The sequence below is a fragment of the Paraburkholderia sp. RL17-347-BIC-D genome, from assembly GCF_046027915.1.
GTDB lineage: Bacteria > Pseudomonadota > Gammaproteobacteria > Burkholderiales > Burkholderiaceae > Paraburkholderia.
In genome coordinates, this window is sequence record NZ_JARESS010000091.1 from 1 (window position 1) to 18,341 (window position 18,341).

Annotated in this window: 9 protein-coding genes and 5 pseudogenes; 9 read left to right on the forward strand and 5 right to left on the reverse strand. The window is 56.7% G+C overall.

The window, feature by feature from the left end; genetic code table 11:
* Positions 1-264 precede the first annotated feature (264 nt).
* Positions 265-435, forward strand: a complete 171-nt coding sequence (locus P0D96_RS45345; protein ID WP_408320646.1) for a hypothetical protein — start codon at positions 265-267, stop codon at positions 433-435.
* Positions 436-1,122: 687 nt separating this feature from the next.
* Here P0D96_RS45345 and P0D96_RS45350 read toward each other — a convergent pair.
* On the reverse strand, positions 1,123-1,359 hold the full coding sequence (locus P0D96_RS45350) for a hypothetical protein (RefSeq protein WP_408320648.1): 237 nt from the start codon (positions 1,357-1,359) through the stop codon (positions 1,123-1,125).
* 1,157 nt (positions 1,360-2,516) lie between these two features.
* Between P0D96_RS45350 and P0D96_RS45355 the strand changes: the two genes are divergently transcribed.
* The 5 genes and pseudogenes from P0D96_RS45355 to P0D96_RS45375 all read left to right on the forward strand — a co-directional run bounded on the left by P0D96_RS45355 (position 2,517) and on the right by P0D96_RS45375 (position 7,619).
* Positions 2,517-4,307, forward strand: a complete 1,791-nt coding sequence (locus P0D96_RS45355; protein WP_408320650.1) for an acyl-CoA dehydrogenase — start codon at positions 2,517-2,519, stop codon at positions 4,305-4,307.
* Positions 4,308-4,320: 13 nt separating this feature from the next.
* Positions 4,321-5,352 (forward strand): annotated as a pseudogene (locus P0D96_RS45360) (NAD(P)/FAD-dependent oxidoreductase); the annotation flags it as partial.
* Positions 5,349-6,644: pseudogene (locus tag P0D96_RS45365) on the forward strand (sodium:solute symporter family protein); the annotation flags it as partial. The pseudogenes P0D96_RS45360 and P0D96_RS45365, both read left to right, overlap by 4 nt.
* Positions 6,645-6,691: 47 nt before the next feature.
* Entirely contained in the window at positions 6,692-7,216 is a 525-nt protein-coding gene (locus P0D96_RS45370; RefSeq protein ID WP_408320651.1) for a gamma carbonic anhydrase family protein, read from the forward strand.
* A gap of 7 nt (positions 7,217-7,223) precedes the next feature.
* Positions 7,224-7,619 carry an NAD(P)-dependent oxidoreductase gene (locus tag P0D96_RS45375; protein WP_408320653.1) on the forward strand — a complete coding sequence of 132 codons (396 nt, stop codon included), beginning with the start codon at positions 7,224-7,226 and terminating at the stop codon, positions 7,617-7,619.
* A 329-nt stretch (positions 7,620-7,948) separates the two neighbouring features.
* Here P0D96_RS45375 and P0D96_RS45380 read toward each other — a convergent pair whose 3' ends face one another.
* From P0D96_RS45380 to P0D96_RS45390, 3 genes and pseudogenes are all read right to left on the reverse strand, one after another.
* On the reverse strand, positions 7,949-9,784 hold the full coding sequence (locus P0D96_RS45380; RefSeq protein WP_408320655.1) for an EAL domain-containing protein: 1,836 nt from the start codon (positions 9,782-9,784) through the stop codon (positions 7,949-7,951).
* A gap of 1,090 nt (positions 9,785-10,874) precedes the next feature.
* Positions 10,875-11,164 (reverse strand): annotated as a pseudogene (locus P0D96_RS45385) (hydroxymethylglutaryl-CoA lyase-like TIM-barrel protein); the annotation flags it as partial.
* Positions 11,161-11,836 (reverse strand): annotated as a pseudogene (locus P0D96_RS45390) (acetaldehyde dehydrogenase (acetylating)); the annotation flags it as partial. The pseudogenes P0D96_RS45390 and P0D96_RS45385, both read right to left, overlap by 4 nt.
* A gap of 468 nt (positions 11,837-12,304) precedes the next feature.
* Here P0D96_RS45390 and P0D96_RS45395 point away from each other — a divergent pair.
* The 3 genes and pseudogenes from P0D96_RS45395 to P0D96_RS45405 all read left to right on the forward strand — a co-directional run bounded on the left by P0D96_RS45395 (position 12,305) and on the right by P0D96_RS45405 (position 17,025).
* On the forward strand, positions 12,305-13,477 hold the full coding sequence (locus P0D96_RS45395) for an L-dopachrome tautomerase-related protein (protein WP_408320657.1): 1,173 nt from the start codon (positions 12,305-12,307) through the stop codon (positions 13,475-13,477).
* Between the two features lie 147 nt (positions 13,478-13,624).
* Positions 13,625-14,272 (forward strand): annotated as a pseudogene (locus P0D96_RS45400) (ammonium transporter); the annotation flags it as partial.
* Positions 14,273-16,419: 2,147 nt separating this feature from the next.
* Complete coding sequence (locus tag P0D96_RS45405) at positions 16,420-17,025, forward strand: hypothetical protein (RefSeq protein WP_408320659.1); 606 nt, start codon at positions 16,420-16,422, stop codon at positions 17,023-17,025.
* Positions 17,026-17,148: 123 nt separating this feature from the next.
* Here the strand turns inward: P0D96_RS45405 and P0D96_RS45410 are convergent, their stop codons facing one another.
* Positions 17,149-17,811 (reverse strand): FadR/GntR family transcriptional regulator, encoded by a 663-nt coding sequence (locus tag P0D96_RS45410; protein ID WP_408320661.1) that lies wholly within the window; start codon positions 17,809-17,811, stop codon positions 17,149-17,151.
* Positions 17,812-18,341 lie beyond the last annotated feature (530 nt).

The following is an 18,341-nucleotide window of genomic DNA, read 5'->3' on the forward strand; positions in this document are numbered from 1 at the left end:
TTCCACCTAACCGACTGTCCAGATTTCCGGGGCCACCTCTGCTCGTTCTTAGTCTCTAAAGTGGTCATGATGGCAGGTTGGCTTACTGTGAGAGAGCGCAGTTTGGCGTACCTGAGACTCATGAACGCGAGCGATTACCTGAACTGACGTTGTTGACACGATCTCATGACATTTGCGGTCGGCGCCTTGTATCCGAGGCTGGTACATGGGCGCGTGCACCTAGTCTAACCTGTGTTCGGGTGATAGGGCGGCGACCCTTTCATCGTGACCTGGAAACCGCTGACGAACCCGAAGCTGAGCGACGAGAACTTCAGTTCGAAGCTCGAGGCCGACGAGCTTTTCGACCTTATTATCTTTGTGCGCACGTTTCGCGATCAATGTAGCGCATCGAGCGACGGCAACGTGGAGATGCCGGCGAACGCACCGGCTCAATGACATTGGACGCAAACCGCGCTGCGTCTACGAGTAGGCGCTGTCGGGTGTCTGAGCAGGCGGGATCTCCCTTCAGTGCCGAATCTGCCGGGTCAGGAAGGTGGTAACCCAGTCATAGTTCGTACCGCGAGCGATAGTCGTGCTTGCTGTGATTGGGCTTGCGGTGTTGTGCATCTGTCTCGGGCTCACATCCCGCACGCAGGTCTGGCACGGATGACCTAGGGGCCATGGCGGCGGTGTCACGCTCTCCACGCGCCAGAAGAACGACACTACCGCGCTTGACCGGATGCGCAAACAGTGACCGCTGCCGTCTCGGCGTGGTCGGGAGCGAAAGTCCGCAGTCGAACGATGGCTTGCTTTGGTGAAGTCGTGTGTTGGAGACGGAATCGGCAACGCCGGCTGGGTACGTGCATGCGCCTTCAACGCGCTTGTATCGATGCTCGCCGATGTCGTGAAAAAGGCACATATGTCAGTCATCGGAGCGGGTGCGTGGGCCTTGTACGGATCCACTTGAGGTGTTTGGCGCTTCGTCATCGCGCCGCGGAAACCGTTGTAGGAGTGAATGTTGTCACCCACCAAACCAAAAGTGCTGTAGTTGGCGCGGCTCAAAGCATGTCATGGGCCCGTTATTTCGGTGCCTGGCGCAGATTACACCGTAGTGGCCTCAGCAAGCGATAATCTCCGTTGACGTTAGGCAAAGTTCATCGTCGGACGTTTGGCCTCTGGCGGATAGACGCACCACATACCGTCATCGTGGAGGAAGAAATAAATTGTCAACGCACCTGCAGGCCGCAATGCCTCAACGCACACATATCGTCGCCGATTTGAGCGTATGTGGCCGAACCGGATTACCCGGGCCGGCATCGCCGGATTCGATCCAAGCCATTTGGCGACCAGCAAACGCAACGAACTGTTCATCGTACTCATTGCCCCTCTCCTTCATTTTCGCATCTCATTGATGCGGCTATCCCATGTAAGGCTAAGGATTGCGAATCGTGTGTCATGAGGAACGTAATTCTTTTGCACGATTTGTAGAGAAGATCGTTGCGAATCAGTTCCGATCTGCCACCAGCGCCAGCTTTCGCGTGCGGATGTCTAAATCACGACACTAATTGTCTGAACGTTGTTAAGAAAACTTAGTGAATCGTGTGAATCAACTCTAGTCGTGTATTTGATTTCAGGCTTACCGGATCGTCTCGTCGTTTATCGCGGAATCCAACTCCGTGATTAGGCATTACCCGGGGACCTTTGTGATTCACTCGGCCAGGACGCACAGTCCCACGGTGGCGGGCATGTTCTCGCACAACTAGATCGATGGGGAGGGGGCGATGCAGGGAAAGATGAATTAAACGACCTATCAAACTGTGTGACGTTCCCGACCTCGAATTTCCACACGGTGGGCTGTTCGGCCAGCGATGACGGGCGTCGACGCGGTGTTCGCCCTTGTGATCCGAAGAATAAAGTCTGTCACGCTATACGGACCCAAACCATCGCCTAACAACCGGCGGAGTTTCCGATAGGAAACTTACCACTTTTAGTCCGTATTCCCGGAACGATTGAGAATCGGTGCGATCTGGCGAAGTCCGCGGGAGTGGGGTCATCGACGGAAGGTTGCCCCCGTGCTGTTGTTCGCACCAAATGAAAGCGTCCCGTGACCTCTCGTAAAAGCGTTCCGGGGAGGGGGGTAAATTCCAGCAAACCACTACTGGAATTCCGCCCCGGCATGATCACCCGTTGCAGCGCTGCAATGTTCAATCCGGTGATCGAAAATCGGTCACGTCCTCGGGCCCAACGTCGGGAAAGGGCACGCTTTTGCACCCGATTATAGGCGTACACAGCGATTCGCCATTGGTAAGACTGGCCGATCCATGGACAACATCTGCCAGTTGACGTGTCAGCTATCGCTCTCCGCTCAAAGTAGGCCAATTCCGGAAAAGTGGCCGATTTTGTCAATCGATGGGCGGTTTGGGATACTGGGCGACGCCGTTAAAGCGCTAGGATGCAGCGTCTGAGGCGTCATGTGCAGGAGTCGGTCCATCGCGCAGCGCGCCTGATTGCTCAAACATACTGGAAGGAGACACGCGATGAGCTATTCCGCGCCCATCAAGGACATGCTGTTCGTGATGAAAGAGCTGGCCGGTCTCGAAGATATCGCAAAGCTGCCGGGCTTCGAAGATGCGAATCTCGACACGGCGCAAGCCGTGCTCGACGAATCGGCGAAACTGTGTGGCGAAGTGCTTGCCCCGCTGAACGTGGAAGGCGATCGCAATCCGAGCAGCTGGAAAGATGGCGTGGTCACCGCGACGCCCGGTTTCAAGGACGCATTCCGCCAGTTCGGCGAAGGCGGCTGGCAAGGCGTGCAACATCCACTCGACTATGAAGGCCAGGGCCTGCCCAAGCTGATCGCCACAGCCTGTATCGAGATGCTGAACGCGTCGAATCTGTCGTTCGCGCTGTGCCCGCTGCTTACGGATGGCGCCATCGAGGCGCTGCTCACGGCAGGCAGCGAAGAGCAGAAGCAGACCTACGTGCCCAAGCTGATTTCCGGCGAGTGGACCGGCACGATGAACCTGACCGAGCCGCAAGCCGGCTCCGATCTCGCGCAGGTACGCACGCGCGCGGAGCCGCAAGGCGACGGTTCGTTCAAACTGTTCGGCACGAAGATTTTCATCACGTGGGGCGAGCACGACATGGCGAAGAACATCGCCCATCTCGTGCTGGCGCGCACACCGAGTGCACCGGAAGGCGTGAAGGGCATCTCGCTCTTCATCGTGCCGAAACTCCTCGTCAACGAAGACGGTTCGCTCGGCGAGCGCAACGACGTGCATTGCGTGTCCATCGAACACAAGCTTGGCATCAAGGCGAGCCCAACCGCGGTGCTGCAATTCGGCGACCACGGCGGTGCGATCGGTCATCTGATCGGCGAGGAAAATCGCGGCCTCGAATACATGTTCATCATGATGAACGCAGCGCGTTTTGCGGTGGGCATGCAGGGTGTCGGCGTGTCGGATCGCGCCTATCAGCGGGCTGTCGCCTACGCGAAAGACCGCGTGCAAAGCCGGCCGGTGGATGGGTCCGCGAAGCAACCGGTGGCGATCATTCAGCACCCGGACGTGCGCCGCATGCTCGCGACGATGCGCGGCCTTACCGAAGCATCACGCGCGTTGGCGTATGTCGCCGCGGCTCACTGCGATATCGCGCATCGTCATCCTGACGAAGCCAGGCGCGCTGAACATCAGGCGATCTACGAATATCTCGTACCGATCGTGAAGGGCTGGAGCACGGAACTGTCGATCGACGTGACGAGCCTCGGCGTGCAGGTGCACGGCGGCATGGGCTTCATCGAGGAAACGGGCGCCGCGCAGTACTACCGTGACGCGCGCATTCTGCCGATCTACGAAGGCACGACCGCGATTCAGGCCAACGACCTGATCGGCCGCAAGACCGTGCGGGACGGCGGCAAGGTGGCGAAGTCGCTGCTCGCCGAGGTGGCTGAAACGATCGAGGCACTCGGCGCGCAGCAAGGCCCGGCGTTCGATTCGATGAAGAAGTATCTCGCGCAGGGCCAGCGCTCGTTGAGCGCGGCGGTCGATTTCGTCGTGACCAACACGAAGGGTGATCCGAACGCGGTGTTTGCCGGCAGCGTGCCGTATCTCAAGCTGGCGGGCGTTGTGCTGGGCGGCTGGCAGATGGCGCGCGCGTTGCTCGGGGCGGCTGAAAAGCGCGCTGAAGATCCGTCGTTCTATGGCGCGAAGATCGCAACCGCGCAGTTCTATGCTGAGCACGTGCTGCCGCTGGCTTCGGCGTTGGAAGCGTCGATCGTCAGCGCGAAGGGTGGGGAGAGTGTGCTAGCGTTGTCGGAAGACCAATTCTAACGAATAGGGCGTCATGACCATTGCAAGTTGGCAGATCGATCCGTCCTCGCGATGGATCGACGAATACGGTCCACGCGAGTCGATGGAATACGACGTTGTGATCGTCGGCGGCGGCCCGGCTGGCCTGTCCGCAGCGATCGGCCTGAAGCAGCTGGCGGCGGAAAAAGGCGTCGAGCTTGGCGTGTGCGTACTGGAAAAAGGCTCGGAGATCGGGGCGCATATCCTGTCGGGCGCGGTGATGGATCCGCGTGCCATCACCGAACTGATCCCGGACTGGAAGGAAAAAGGCGCGCCGCTGACAGTCGACGTGACCGAAGATAAATTCCTGTTCCTGACGGAGACCGGTTCGAAGAGCGTGCCGACCTGGGCGCTGCCGGACAACTTCAAGAACCACGGCAATTACGTGATCAGCCTCGCGAACGTCACGCGCTGGCTGGGCCAGCAGGCTGAGGCGCTGGGTGTCGAGATTTTCCCGGGCTTTCCGGCTGCTGAAATCCTGTACAACGACGACGGTTCGGTTAAAGGTGTCGCCACTGGCAACCTGGGCATCGGCAAGGACGGCGAGCCGACCGAGAACTTCCAGCTCGGCATGGAACTGCACGCGAAGTACACGCTGTTCTGCGAAGGTGCGCGTGGGCACCTTGGCCGTCAGTTGAACGACAAATTCAAGCTGCGCGAAGGCGTCGATCCGCAGGTCTACGGTATCGGCATCAAGGAACTGTGGGAAATCGATCCGAGCAAGCACAAGCCGGGTCTGGTGATGCACACCGCCGGCTGGCCGCTGGAGAACGACACGTACGGTGGCTCGTTCCTCTATCACATGGACAACAACCAGGTGGTGGTGGGCTTCGTGGTCGGTCTGGGCTACACGAACCCCTATCTGTCACCGTTCGAGGAATTCCGGCGCTACAAGACGCATCCGGCGATCCGCGCGATTCTGGAAGGCGGCAAGCGGGTGTCGTACGGCGCACGGGCGATCACCGCGGGCGGCCTGCTGTCGCTGCCGAAGCTGGTGTTCCCGGGTGGCGCTCTGGTGGGCGACGATCGATGCCGGCGGTCGTGGTTGGGATTCTGATGATGTCGGAGTTCGTCGGTGCAAAATCGACGATCGGAACTGCTCAGTCTGCTTTTGAATCCGGTCTGGCTGCATCATGGGCGATACTGAGCGCTGCCATCGGTTTCCCGTTGTTCGGAGTGTTCCTCGCAAGGAAGCTCTACGTTTCAGGTGAATTTACAATTTCTGGAGCAATTGCCCGAAAGTATGGTCGCTCGACGCAGGTGACCGTTTCCCTGATCATGATTTATGCGCTCCTACTCGTGAACGTCGGCTACTACGTCAGCGGTGCCGCAGCAATCTCGAGCGTTCTGCATATTTCGCTTTTTTCGGCCGTTGTGATCACCGCTATCGTCAGTACCTTCTATTGTGCGATAGGTGGCATGAAAAGTATGGCGTATGTATCGGTAATGCACACGACCATAAAATACGTTAGCGTTTTCATTGTTCTCGGCGTCGCATTGACCATGACACACGGAGTGAAGCCAATGCTCGTGCAGATGCCGCATCACTATTTCGCTTGGAACGGGAAAGTTGGCGCGGCAACGATTGGAGCGTGGACTATCGCCAACGTGGGGGCAATATTCTCAACGCAAGACATCATTCAGGCGGTGTCCTCCCTGAAACGCCCGGAAAGTGTCAGGAGCTCGGCCTATATTGCGGCAATCCTTTGTGTGCCCATTAGCATAGCGCTGGGTCTGATAGGTGTCGCAGCAAAGTTTCTGTTCCCAGGAATAGGCAGTCTGTATGCTTTTCCGATATTCCTGGTCCACATGAGCCCAGTCCTGGCGGGGATCGTCACGACATCGCTGGCAACCTCCGTGTTCGTCGGCGTGAGCAGGGTGGGACTGGCAATATCCTCGTTGATTGTGCGCGATTTCTACGTTCCCGCGCGGCATCCCACGCCAGAGGCGGAATTCAGAATGTCGCGCCTACTGTCTGTCCCGATAGGCTTTGTGCCGCTAATCTTTGTGCTTTTCTTCCCAGAGGTATTGCATCTTTCGTTCTTCACTCGAGCACTAAGACTATCGATTTCTGTTGTTGCTGTGATTGGATTTTACCTTCCGTTTTTCAGCAGTAATCGTGGGGCGACGTTGGGCCTGCTTGCTGCAGTGATATCGACCACTATCTGGTATCTATTGGGCGATCCGTACGGAATCGATAATATTTACGTTGCCTTGGTAACCCCATTGGCTGTTATGTTTGTCGATCGTCTCATTCTGAAGGGGCGTCGTGCGAAAGAGGAGGAAAAGTCAGTATCCGAAAGTGCGCTTCGGGGTTAGAGCGCACCGGGTTTCGTCCAGGTTTATTAACGCATCTACGAAAAATCATGACAATATTTGATTTGAAAGAAAAGAGGCCGTCCGTCGCGGAGAGTGCTTACGTGAGCACCGCCGCGACAATTATCGGAGATGTCCCGGTTGCGGATAGGAGCAGTGTATGGCAGAGAGCGGTGATTAGGGGCGACAATGACAGGATTACCGTGGGACGAGGAAGCAACGTGCAGGATGGGGCTATCCTGCACGCCGATGCGAACCACCCTCTATCGGTAGGCGAGGGAGTTAGTATTGAACACGCCGCGGTTGTTCACGGATGTACGATTGGCAATGGGTCACCAATCGGAATTCACGCTACGATCCTTAACGATGCAGTGATATTGAAGAATTGTATTGTTGCCGCTGGGGCGGTAATTCCGGCGGGAAAAATTTTTCCGGATCGGTCATTGATCTTGGGAGCGCCCGGAAAGGTGGTGAGGCAGCTAACCGATGATGAGATCAATGGCATACTTGCCAACGCCGCCGAGTACGTGTCAAAGGCGAGCATGTACAAAGCGGAGTTGTGGGAAAGGGCATAACATACGAATGCATTGGAACGGGTATGGCGATCGTCGGCTTGCGCGACCGGAGGGTGAGTCGCTACGGGTTCATGCCGATGGAACACCTGCATTACCGTGTCGGTCGTCTCTAGCAGCAAATCTTTGCCGACCAGTTGTGAACGGCAGCCGGACAACGGGCCGCCAAAAAGCATGCCGCGGTTTTGCCTATAAGTTTTTTCGGGGGATCGATCTACATCATTCGACGCTCGGTATCGTCGGGATGGGGCGCATCGGGCGCGCGATCGCGCGGCGTGCAGTGGGATTAGACGTGAACGTGATCTATCACAATCGATCAAGGCTTGATCCTAAACTCGAAACCAGCTACCTCGCGCTATACCATACTCGACGAACTTCTGCGCGAAGCAGATCGAGTCGAGAATGAAAGGGGTTGGGAAGCGTCGTTTAGGTCATTCTCATTGACGAAGTCGGCTTGAATGGGCGTAATCAGAATTGCCGAGTGTCCCTTCGGGGAATGTTTCCAAGTCGACATTCGAATAGTCAACCGTTCACTAGTGAAGCGGTTGCTTGCCAGCGTTCGGGCAAGCAACCCAGCCAACGACACCTTGCATATGATACTGCCGGTCCCTCCTGATCGAAGGACGGGAAGGGCACGCCTTTTCCCGTAGGATCTTCACGAGAGACGTATGTCATACGAGTCGGAATCAGCAAAAAACATCGGTAACCCAACGGGGGATAAGGGTTTCGACGTGTTCAAACCAACTGGGTCCGTTGCCCTCGTAACAATTCGACACTCTCATCGGCTTTAAGTAAGACAAAGCCCGATGCGTTCTGTTTCGCGCGCCGCTTCGCCACCGCCGCCAATGAGGCAATCTCCTCGCTTGTATAAGGTGCCTGACCGCCGACGGGTTTGACGTGCAGGCAGCCGATCACCATTGTGACAAAACCGAAAAAGATCGGATTACCATATCTGTCTGCGCTTTGAATGCCGCCGGCAAGACGGTCGTCTGGCGCGTAGAAACGTCGCATCCCTTCGTTGAACACGTGAATCGCGCGCATCACGCGGTCCAGCCAGTCATCGCTCTGGAAAAGGATAAGGAAGTCGTCGCCACCCACGTGGCCGAGGAAGTCATGCATCGGGTCGCACACGTCGGCCAGCACCGCCGCAGCGAACTTGAGTACTCCATCGCCTTGCCAGTAGCCGTACTGGTCGTTGAACGGTTTGAAATGATTCAGGTCGACGTAGCACGCATGGAACCCAACGTTGTTGCCGAGCAGTCGGCAGATATGTGAACTGATCGGGATGTTGCCCGGCAGGAACGTCAGCGGATTAGCATAGCGCGCCGCTTCGATGCGCACCTCGGTGACCGCGCGCACGAGTTTTTCACCGGTGCCTAGGCCCACGTATTTGCCGTGGTCGGTGATGACGAAACCATCGGCCAGATAGCGTTGGTCATCGCTTGCGAGCAGCGTGGCCATTTGCTCGACCGTCATGGATTTCTCGATGATCAACGGCGACTCACTTGCAAACAGAAGACAGGGACGCTTGCCAAACCGCTCTCGGTGATATGGCCATGCATAGCGGTTCATGAAGGCACGTCGGTTAATCAGCGCGACCGGTTCGTCATGTTCGACTACGGCCACGGCGTGCAGATCGCGCAAACGGTTGAAAAGTTCGAAGACGTGGTTGTTGGTAGCGCCACGTGGTAATGCCGGTGCGTGTACCAGTATTTTCGTGGACGCCATGCTGCCCGAGGGCGACGCGCTGAGCGTGCGGGCGGTTTCAGGAAAGACCGAGACGTGGCCCGCGCGAATCACCTGGCGGACGTTGTCCGGCACCATGCGAGGCGGTTGCGAGTTGGGTCGGCCGAAGAAATAGCCTTGGCCGCAACCAATCCCTATGTCGCGTACGACGATCAGGTCCGCTTCGCTTTCGATTCCCTCGGCAACCAGTTTGGCTCCACTCGCGTGTGCGAAGTGCTGCATGGCACGAACAGCTTCGAACTTCAGAGGATCGCTCGCGATGTTGTGAATGAAGAATCGGTCGATTTTCACAACGTCCGGTTGCAATTGCACCCAGAGGTTCATACTGGCGTTGGCAGTGCCATAGTCGTCAAGTGCGAATTGCGCGCCAGCGGTGCGAAAAGTCGCAAGCACCAGCAAGAAACTACCGATGTCGGGAATCGTGCTTTGTTCGGTCAGTTCGATCACGATCCGCTCAGGTCTGATTCCAGACTGGCGCAGCAATGTGAGCACGTCGTCGCTGGCCTTAGCGAATTGACACAGCGCACCCGCGCTGAAGTTAAGGAAGAGCTTGCCCCCACACGCTAGCCTAGCGAACGTCTCGATGCAGGTACGTGCGGCAGCCTGCTCCAGTTCGATCACGCAACCTTCGGCGCTGGCCTGTGCGAAGAGCTCAAACGGGGTCTCGAGCGATGAACCCGCTGGTCCTCGAATTAGCCCCTCGTAACCGAGAATTGCCCCGTCGTCGAAATCCACGATGGGTTGGAATACGGCAGACAACTGACCCCGAGCGATAAGATCCCCGATGCTGATCGCGTCGAATCGAGGGGACGGGCGAAGTGACATGGTGGTTCTCCGAAGCGGAGGGGTGTCGGTTGGTCGGAAGTGCTTCGAAAGACTAAATTGAAATATTCGTGATACATGGCAGCTTCCATACGTATAGCTTGTGTGGAATACATGGTTTGTGTCGCAGTAACGAGGAAGATGCGAGTTGCGAGATATTCCGGAGGAAAGCTCGCATCGCATGGTGTAGAGCTACCCGGTGCATGAGCACTCTGGATCAAGGTGAATCTCCCATTGCCATTTCGTTATCGCATGCATGAATTTCATGTGACTCAGGATGACGTCGCCTCAGAGAAATTATTGAGGCGCAGCGTCGGCCGTCCAACGCGCTTGATCGTTCGGCAATCTTAGTCAGCAACGTTTCCGGTACTTCCCCTATCAGATCGTAATCGTAGTATCAGGATCAAGATTGACTCTGTGTAGCTCTAAGATTTACCAACTGGTATTGATTGTTGTTGTCTTGCGTTTGCCGTTTCGGGCGATGGGTCTATAAAGTAGTGCCGTGCGGAGGGCTTATCCGATCTCGCACGAAACAGAACGTCGACCATTGTCAGTTTGATCGAGAGTCGGATAGATGTGCCTCCTTTCAGCTTAGGATTTGATATGCGCGTCGTTCATCGTCAGCAATTGGCAATCTTCCGCTGGCGCTTTGCAAACGCCTTGTCGAGAGAAGCATGACGGTCGAGCGATGCATAGTTGAATGGTCGACCAGCGCAAGCCGCCCTAAGATCACGTCTTCGCGGTGTCGTAGCCCTAATGGGTAGGCTACGGTTCAGACTCTCCGCGAATCGTGTTGGAAAAGCTGTCAAAATTTAACGTTGCTTCCATCTTGGGTGTTCACACGCCTGATTAGAACTACCGCAATGGCATACCTAAAATGACATCAGTGCATAGCAATCGAGAATGGGTAGGTCTTTTCCGTTGGACCATATCACCTGCGGGTCCCTGCTTTTCGCTAACGTCGAATTCCGGCAATGATACGATCGCCCTGTCCCCGGTCGCTCAGTATTAACCAACCCATGACACGCTATTTGGCGATAGGCGTAACTCTAGTATGCTTAGTTATTTCTTAAATGACCATATCTCAAGTCTGACGCAGGTCGTGCGTCGCGCCAATGCCGGGAATCAACAACGTGGCATCTTTGTAGTCTTTACGCTCTCAGCGGCTGCGGCAATCCACTCGACGTCGGTGTGCGCGCCGAAACCGTAGTTAAAGCTTGAGCCTTCAATGCAGGCACCATGCTCGACGTCTAGGCTATCCACGCCGGCTGCGTCTACCGCGGCTGCGATAGTCCTGACGTTGGCAATGCTGTACTGGTGACGAATCGCGTGGCTGCCGTCGCGCAACGTAACGTCGGAAATGTAGATATTGTTGAGGCTCATTGCGTCGCCTCCTTCATGCCCCGTGCGACGCCAGATGCGAGCCGGCGCTCCGCCATGAGGTCACCGTAGGCCAGTGCAGATGAAGTCGTGATGTCGAGGTTGCCAGCGTACGACGGCAGATAGTGAGCTGCTCCTTCAACTTCGAGGAACACCGAGGTCTTGAGCCCGTGCACGGGGCCGACGTCGGGCACGTTCAATGGTTTATCGGGTGCAGTCACATCGAATTGTACTTCCTGCTTTAGTCGATAGCCCAGTACACAGGCCTGCACGCTCGCGACCATCTCTTCAATGCTCTCCTTGATTAACTGCTGATCCGCAAGTGCCGAGAGGATAAATATGGTGTCGCGCATGATGAGTGGCGGCTCCGCCGGGTTAAGCACGATAATCGCCTTTCCACGCGTCGCACCGCCCAGCTTTTCAATCGCGCTCCGCGTGGTCCCCTTGAATTCGTCGATATTGGTCCGCGTACCAGGCCCAACTGAGGCTATGACCTCAGCGTAGTGAGCCTTTGCTACGCGTGAAACCGCCGCAACGATGGGGATGCTCGCCTGGCCGCCGCACGTGACCATATTCATGTTGGTCGCGTTCTCTTCCTCGAGATTGATTGCGGGGATGACGTACGGCCGCGATGGTGGCCGGCGTAAGGTCAATCACTTGCGCTCCATGGGCCTCTCAGGCAATGATCGACGCCTTTGCTGCCTCGGTCCAACAGGTTGTTCGCGAGGCCTCGGCATCTTTGACTCGAAGTCACTCTGACCTTAACTTAAAGGAACTTCGCTGGTCGTCGCCCGACGCCTACACTGTGGAACGTTGCTGCACGATGCGGCCGTGGGCCGGCACAGGACCTGCCGGTGAGGATGGCAAAAAAGCCGGCATTTGCGCTGCGCGGCATTACCTCTGTCCTGGTCGGCGCCGCCGGTAACCAGGACATGCAGCGGCTGAAGCACATCCTTCAGTCGCACGTGCTAACCGCGGCGAATCGTCGATCGGATATAGGCCGACCTCTTGCATCACTGGGGAAGATCCTTTGTATCGGGCTGAATTACCGCGAGTACGCAAACGAGATGGGCGGGCACATACCCATGTGTGCCAGTTCTTTTCAAGAGGTAAACCAATCCAATCGGGAAATGCATGAGAAACATGAGCAAAGTCTTGGCAACGGTGACTCTCGGATTGACAGCAACACTCACGGCAACTGTGGACGCGAGGCCCAAGCTTGCCACTGAACAGACGATCGGCCATATCGAACCGGTATTCGAGTTCTACAGTGCCATGCCCACCGGTGTAACGAAAGCGCCAGACGGTCGCCTGTTCGTCAACTTTCCACGTTGGGGAGACGATGTGCCGTTTACCGTCGGCGAGATCGTCGGCAAGCGGGTTGTGCCTTATCCGGACGCACTGACCAATCGCGCGGACCCCGCGCGTCCTGCCAATAACCTGATTAGCGTTCAAAGCGTCGTCGCTGACTCGAAGAGCCGGCTGTGGATTCTGGACACGGCATCGCCGAAATTTGCAGCCCCGATCCAGGGCGGTGCCAAACTGGTCGCCGTCGACCTTGCTACCAACAAGGTGGTCAGGACGATTCTTTTTCCGCCGAACGTGTTGCTGCCGACAACCTACCTGAACGACGTGCGTTTCGATTTCAGGTTCGGTGCTCAGGGCATTGCCTATGTTACCGACTCGTCGCCGCATGGGCCAGGTGGAATCATCGTTGTGGATTTTGCAAGCGGCGAGGCGTGGCGCAAGCTGTCAGGGGACCCTTCGACCAGCGCCGATCCGGCGTTCGTTCCAGTGGTGGAGGGTGAAGAGATGGCAACCGATGGTCCTGACGGAAAACGCGTGCCGTTACATGTCGCGGCAGATGGCATTGCATTGTCAGCCGACGGCGCGACGTTGTACTACCCACCTTTGTCCAGCCGCCATCTGTATTCGGTGCCGACCGCGTTGCTGCGCGATCGCAATGCCAGCCCTGCGGCGGTAAAGGCGGCTGTGCGGGATCTGGGTGAGAAGGGCGCATCCGATGGTCTTGAAGCAGATGCGAGCGGCGCCATCTATGCCGGGGATTATGAACACGACAGCATTCGCCGGCGGCTTCCAGGCGGTGAATGGCAAACTGTTGCACACGATTCGCGCATCCTGTGGCCGGATACCTTGTCAGTCGGGAACGACGGCTACCTGTACTTCACGGCTAACCAGTTGCCTCGTGAAGCTTCGTTTCATCATGGTCACGATTTGCGCAAGAAGCCTTATACGTTGTTCCGCATCAGGATCGATGCAAAGCCTGTGACGCGCGGCACGGTTTTATCGCATTAGCGATGCTGCGGTAAAGTTCGGGGTTACCATAACTTGTTTGGGCCCGCGATAGAGAAGACCGCAACACCACGAACGGTCCTCACCGCTGGCGTTGCCAAGGTGCTGCTGCTGTTGCTCTATCGTGGCACTGGCCTGTGCTCTGGTGCTCTGGTGCTCGGGAAGCGTGTCGGCTACGGCAAGGAAGCGATGGCGCCGCACAACCTGACGCTCACGCTGATTGGTGGCGCCATGCTGTGGGTAGGCTGGTTCGGCTTCAACGCGGGTTCGGCAGTGGCGGCAGACGGCCGTGCCGGTTTCGCGATGTTCGCAACGCAAGTAGCAACTGCAGCAGCACTCGCATGGATGTTCGCCGAATGGGCAACCAAGGGTAAGCCGTCGGTACTCGGTATCGTGTCGGGCGCAGTCGCAGGTCTGGTGGCGATTACCCCGGCTTCGGGCTTCGTCGGTATGGCAGGTTCGCTGGTGATCGGTATCGCGGCAGGCGTGATCTGCTTCTGGTCGGCAACGTGGCTCAAGCACAAGCTCGGTTACGACGACTCGCTCGACGCGTTCGGCGTGCACTGCATCGGCGGTATCGTGGGTGCGCTGCTGACCGGTGTGTTCGCGGTGAAGGACATCGGCGGCGCGGACGGCAGCGTCATCCTGCAAGCCAAGGGCGTGCTGACGACGCTGGTCTACAGCGGCGTGGTGAGCTACATCCTGCTGAAGGTGATCGACATGGTGATGGGCCTGCGCGTGACGGAAGAAGAGGAACGCGAAGGCCTGGACGTGAGCCTGCACGGCGAAGCGATCTAATAGGCGCGGAACACTGATCGCAGGCGCAAATCAACGTTGCAGCGACGTTTGCCTGCCCTAACGGCGGGCGCTTCTTCGAAACGAGGAAGGCTCTCCACGGTTTCGGTTCAGGATGGGCCGGTCGCGCATGGATAGCGAGATGCGAAAATCTTAGCATGATCAGAACTCCTTAGGAGGATGGAGATTGAATCCATCGGCTGGAGTGAGGACAGCCCGGGGGGCGATCGCTGAACGGTTGCACCGATTCCGGGTTCGTCCATCCCCTCATCCGGCAGCAGCGTGTTTCAGTTTTCCAGTTCGGAAAACGTCTGAGACTTGCGCATGCTACGGAGCGTTTCTGCCGTTGCGGGATCAATCGGCATGATCCAGTGCCACACGAAGTGTATGCGGCGCATCGTCGCGCGTGCAACGGGCGCTCACTCTTTGTCCTTGAGAGCGTGCGGAGTTAGCAGCGAGACAGGCATGGCCCAGCAAACCAATAGAATCGTCTGTCACCGAATTCATGCATGCGTTTGGTCGTCAAATCTAACGCCGGATTAGCTGGTTTCATTCTATCCACGTCACAATATTCGTCATTTTCGACAACCGCCCCAGCGCGGAATTTATGTATAACTTCCCCATAGCTAGCTCGTCCAAGGAAAACTAGAGAGTTGTCATGCATCGGGAGTCCTCGCTTGTGAGCGGCAAGAACCGGACTTCACAGGGGCTAGTGACACCATGGGACCGTGCGAAACACAAGGGCCTTCTGGAATGGCCGGAACACAGAGTTGGATTTCTAGATACGAGATGGGACGTTCCGATAAGCCTAGAGTCGTACACTCACCTAGAATTAACGCACAGAACTATCTGGCGATAGTTGCCGGACGGCTTGAGAGGGGTGATATCGGGAATTTGATCGGATCGATATTTGAATCTGCCGAAATTTGGGCTTAGCGTAACGCTGGCCAGCGGATGACGAAGCGAACCTGGCGCCTGCACTCAGTTACATTCAAGGAGAAATGACAGTGGTAGTAATACCGGGTCGGCGGACCCGTGCTGCAATGGTGTATAGGAAGATCCGACAGATGGCGTCGTAGGTTGAGTTCTTTGTCTGGCTCGCTGGCAACGCGGGTTTGCTCATCGGGAGAAAGTGATTGGCCGCACGCAATGGAAGCCTTGATAGGGGGAAGCAATGGACTGCCATGTAAAAACCGGGACGAAGGTTGAAAACATAAGTGCCGACCAGCTCGGTCAGAATGCCGACCCTGAAGCATTGGAAAGTGAGAGTAGTGACATCGCAATTCAGCCGCCTACGTCGACGCAAAATTGGGCATGGCGTTCAGACAGTGGTCGTTATGACTGGATGGATTCTTACACTCCGTCATTCGATCACGACGGGTGGCACAACACGTCTTTCGATTAGAAATAGACCGGTTGCAAGGCAGTACGGTTTCCGCGCGGCTTTCGCGAGATTACAGTTGGGTTGGAAGTTTGATAACCGTCCGACTGTGCTTGTAATACCCACTTCTTTTCATCGCGAGTTCGCAACCGATTTGTCTGTCGGGCAACCTTCTCATGCCTCGCCACATCACCGTATTGGCCGGCGGAGGTTCGCAGGCACCGGCCAGATAGCCGCCAAGCTGGGCGAGTGTGAACACCCCTTGCGCATGAGCGGTGACGCACGTGCGGTCCGGGCTGATTCCTGTACAAGGCGATCCAGTAACTCGATTTCCGTTTGTGTAAATACTGCTTAGGACGGGCCTGAGGAACTACGCTTTTGATCATCGTGAGCCAGAAGACGCACCGGCTCAGGATACAGAGTACGGAAATCAGGTTGACCAGCCGGTCTGCCGTACGCAGCCGTGCTTCCTCGGCCTTGCACCCCGACTTCAGAATGTTGTGGAGCGTCTCGATCTTCCAGCGCATGCCATACCAATCGAGCTTTTCTACAGCCTGAACGCGCGAGCTGACTGGCAGATTCGCGATCAGCTCCATTCTATTGGAGCACGTGAGCCTGCTGCCTTACGCTCTCGAGCGTGAATGACCGAGAGTCGCAACGTTGGATAACGGTTCTGCTTGCCGATGGGCGGTAGGACCGTCATGCGCTGATAGCGAAGCTCCAGGTCGACCGCCAATGGAGCCCCCTTCGCGTCGCGAGGCTTAACGCGATGCAGCCCTTTAACCCTTCCCCGGCGCATCTCGCCGTCGATCGTATGCTGACCATCTCCTGCCAGACGATCTACACATGTACGCAACAGGAAGTGTGTGCCGAGATCGTGCGCCGTGCAGAGCAGCACATAGGCGTCGCTTTCCCGGTCACCCACATGGATACAGCGCCCGGGTTCCCCCAGCAGCACGCTCGACTCGCGTATGTTCTCGAATCAGCGATAGCTTTCCTTCTCAATCGGTACGAGTGTAGGGTTGACGTGACGCTTGAGCGCCGTACGACCTTTGAACTTGCTCCGTGTCCAGAATTTTATGGCGCTCGCGCGCTCATGCCCGCCATTCTAGTTAAGACCGTGCTGACCTCGGTGGTCGTGGTGCTCATCGTCACTCCGACTCTGATGCAGCAGCACTTCGGCCTCTCGCCGAGGCAGACGTTCGGCCTGAGTAGTATCGGGATCGTCTTTCCCAACATCGGTTGCGTGATTGGGGGTCTTGTTGTGGACCAGATCGGCGCGGGGAAAACCGTTGCGCAATATAGCGTGCTAATGCCGGAAGGCACGGCTGCGCTCTACTTGAGCTTGATCCTCGGCAACGGGAGCGGCGGTTAATTCGGGTCGCCTACCTGCCTGCAGGTCTGATGTCGGGAGTGGTCGGCGCCGTGACGTCGGTCTTGATTACGCTGTTGCAGGCACCCGACAGGGTTGCGCGGACCTGCCACGCGACCCTACCTTTTAGTCGCGATTGGCGATGTATCTGCCAATCTGCTCGATATGCGTTTCCATTGCACGACGAGCAGCTGCAGCATCTCTTGCAAGAATACTGCTCACGATTGCGCGATGCGCCGCAATTGTGACCTCAAATCGCTCGGGCGTAACTGCGAAGTACTTGACCTGGCTCCAAGCCGGCGACTGCCTGACCTGATGTAAAGCTTTGAACGTCAAAGCAATGAAGCTGCTGTGAGTTGCCTTCGCAATCGCCATGTGCAGGTTCGCATCCCAAAAATCGACTGATTTGACATCTTTAGAGTTTTCGCACTCAAGCATGCATCTCTCTATTTCGGCGAGATCGGCCGCTGTTGCGTGAAGCGCCGCGTGTTCTGCTACACCAGGTTCAATGAGAAGGCGAGCTACATTCAGGTCGGCCGGGCTGATGTCGGCGAGATCCTCTTTCTCGAAGGAGGGTGGCAAACTGCCGGCCACAAAAGTTCCCCGTCCGACACTGCGGACGATCATACCTTCGCGCTCAATGGTGGCGAGCGCCTTTCGAACGCCGCTTCGAGGGATTTTGTACTCTACAGCGAGTTCGCGCTCTGTCGGTAAACGCCCCTCCGGAAGAAAGGCGCCGTCCGCGATGCGCTGCGACAACTCGGCTGCGACAGCTTCAAAGTTTTCCATAGCAGACCTTCCCCATAGTCGTCATAACTCCCGCGTTTTGTTCAATTATAAGGCACTTCGCCCACGGGAAACCAATTTTTCAACCGGTCGGCTGAAAGGTTCTCTCTTGTCAATAGAGGTTAGCACGCGCAAGAAGAGCAAGGCATTGGTCCTGCGCCCGGATTGCACGCGTAGGCTCTGAAAAATGGACTGTCTGATAAGAGGGTGCTGGCGGAATCACGGGAGCGTGTGAAACATAAAGGATGCCCGGATAAATCCAGTCACTGAGCTGGATTTTCAGATACGTGACTAGACGGTCCGATAAGCGTGCGATTGGACACATCCCTAGAATTTGCACCCAGAATCAGCCAGCGAAATTTGTCCGAACAGAGTTAAGAACACAAGGGACGTTTCCTTGTTCGAACAAACGAAGTCAGGAAACAGCGTGACGTTCACCATACACGAGAGGTCCGTACCGCTCGCGGTCGTCATCCCGGATATGAACGGGCGCGAGCAGTCGAGCACCGTTGCAATCTGCCGCACCTGCCCGA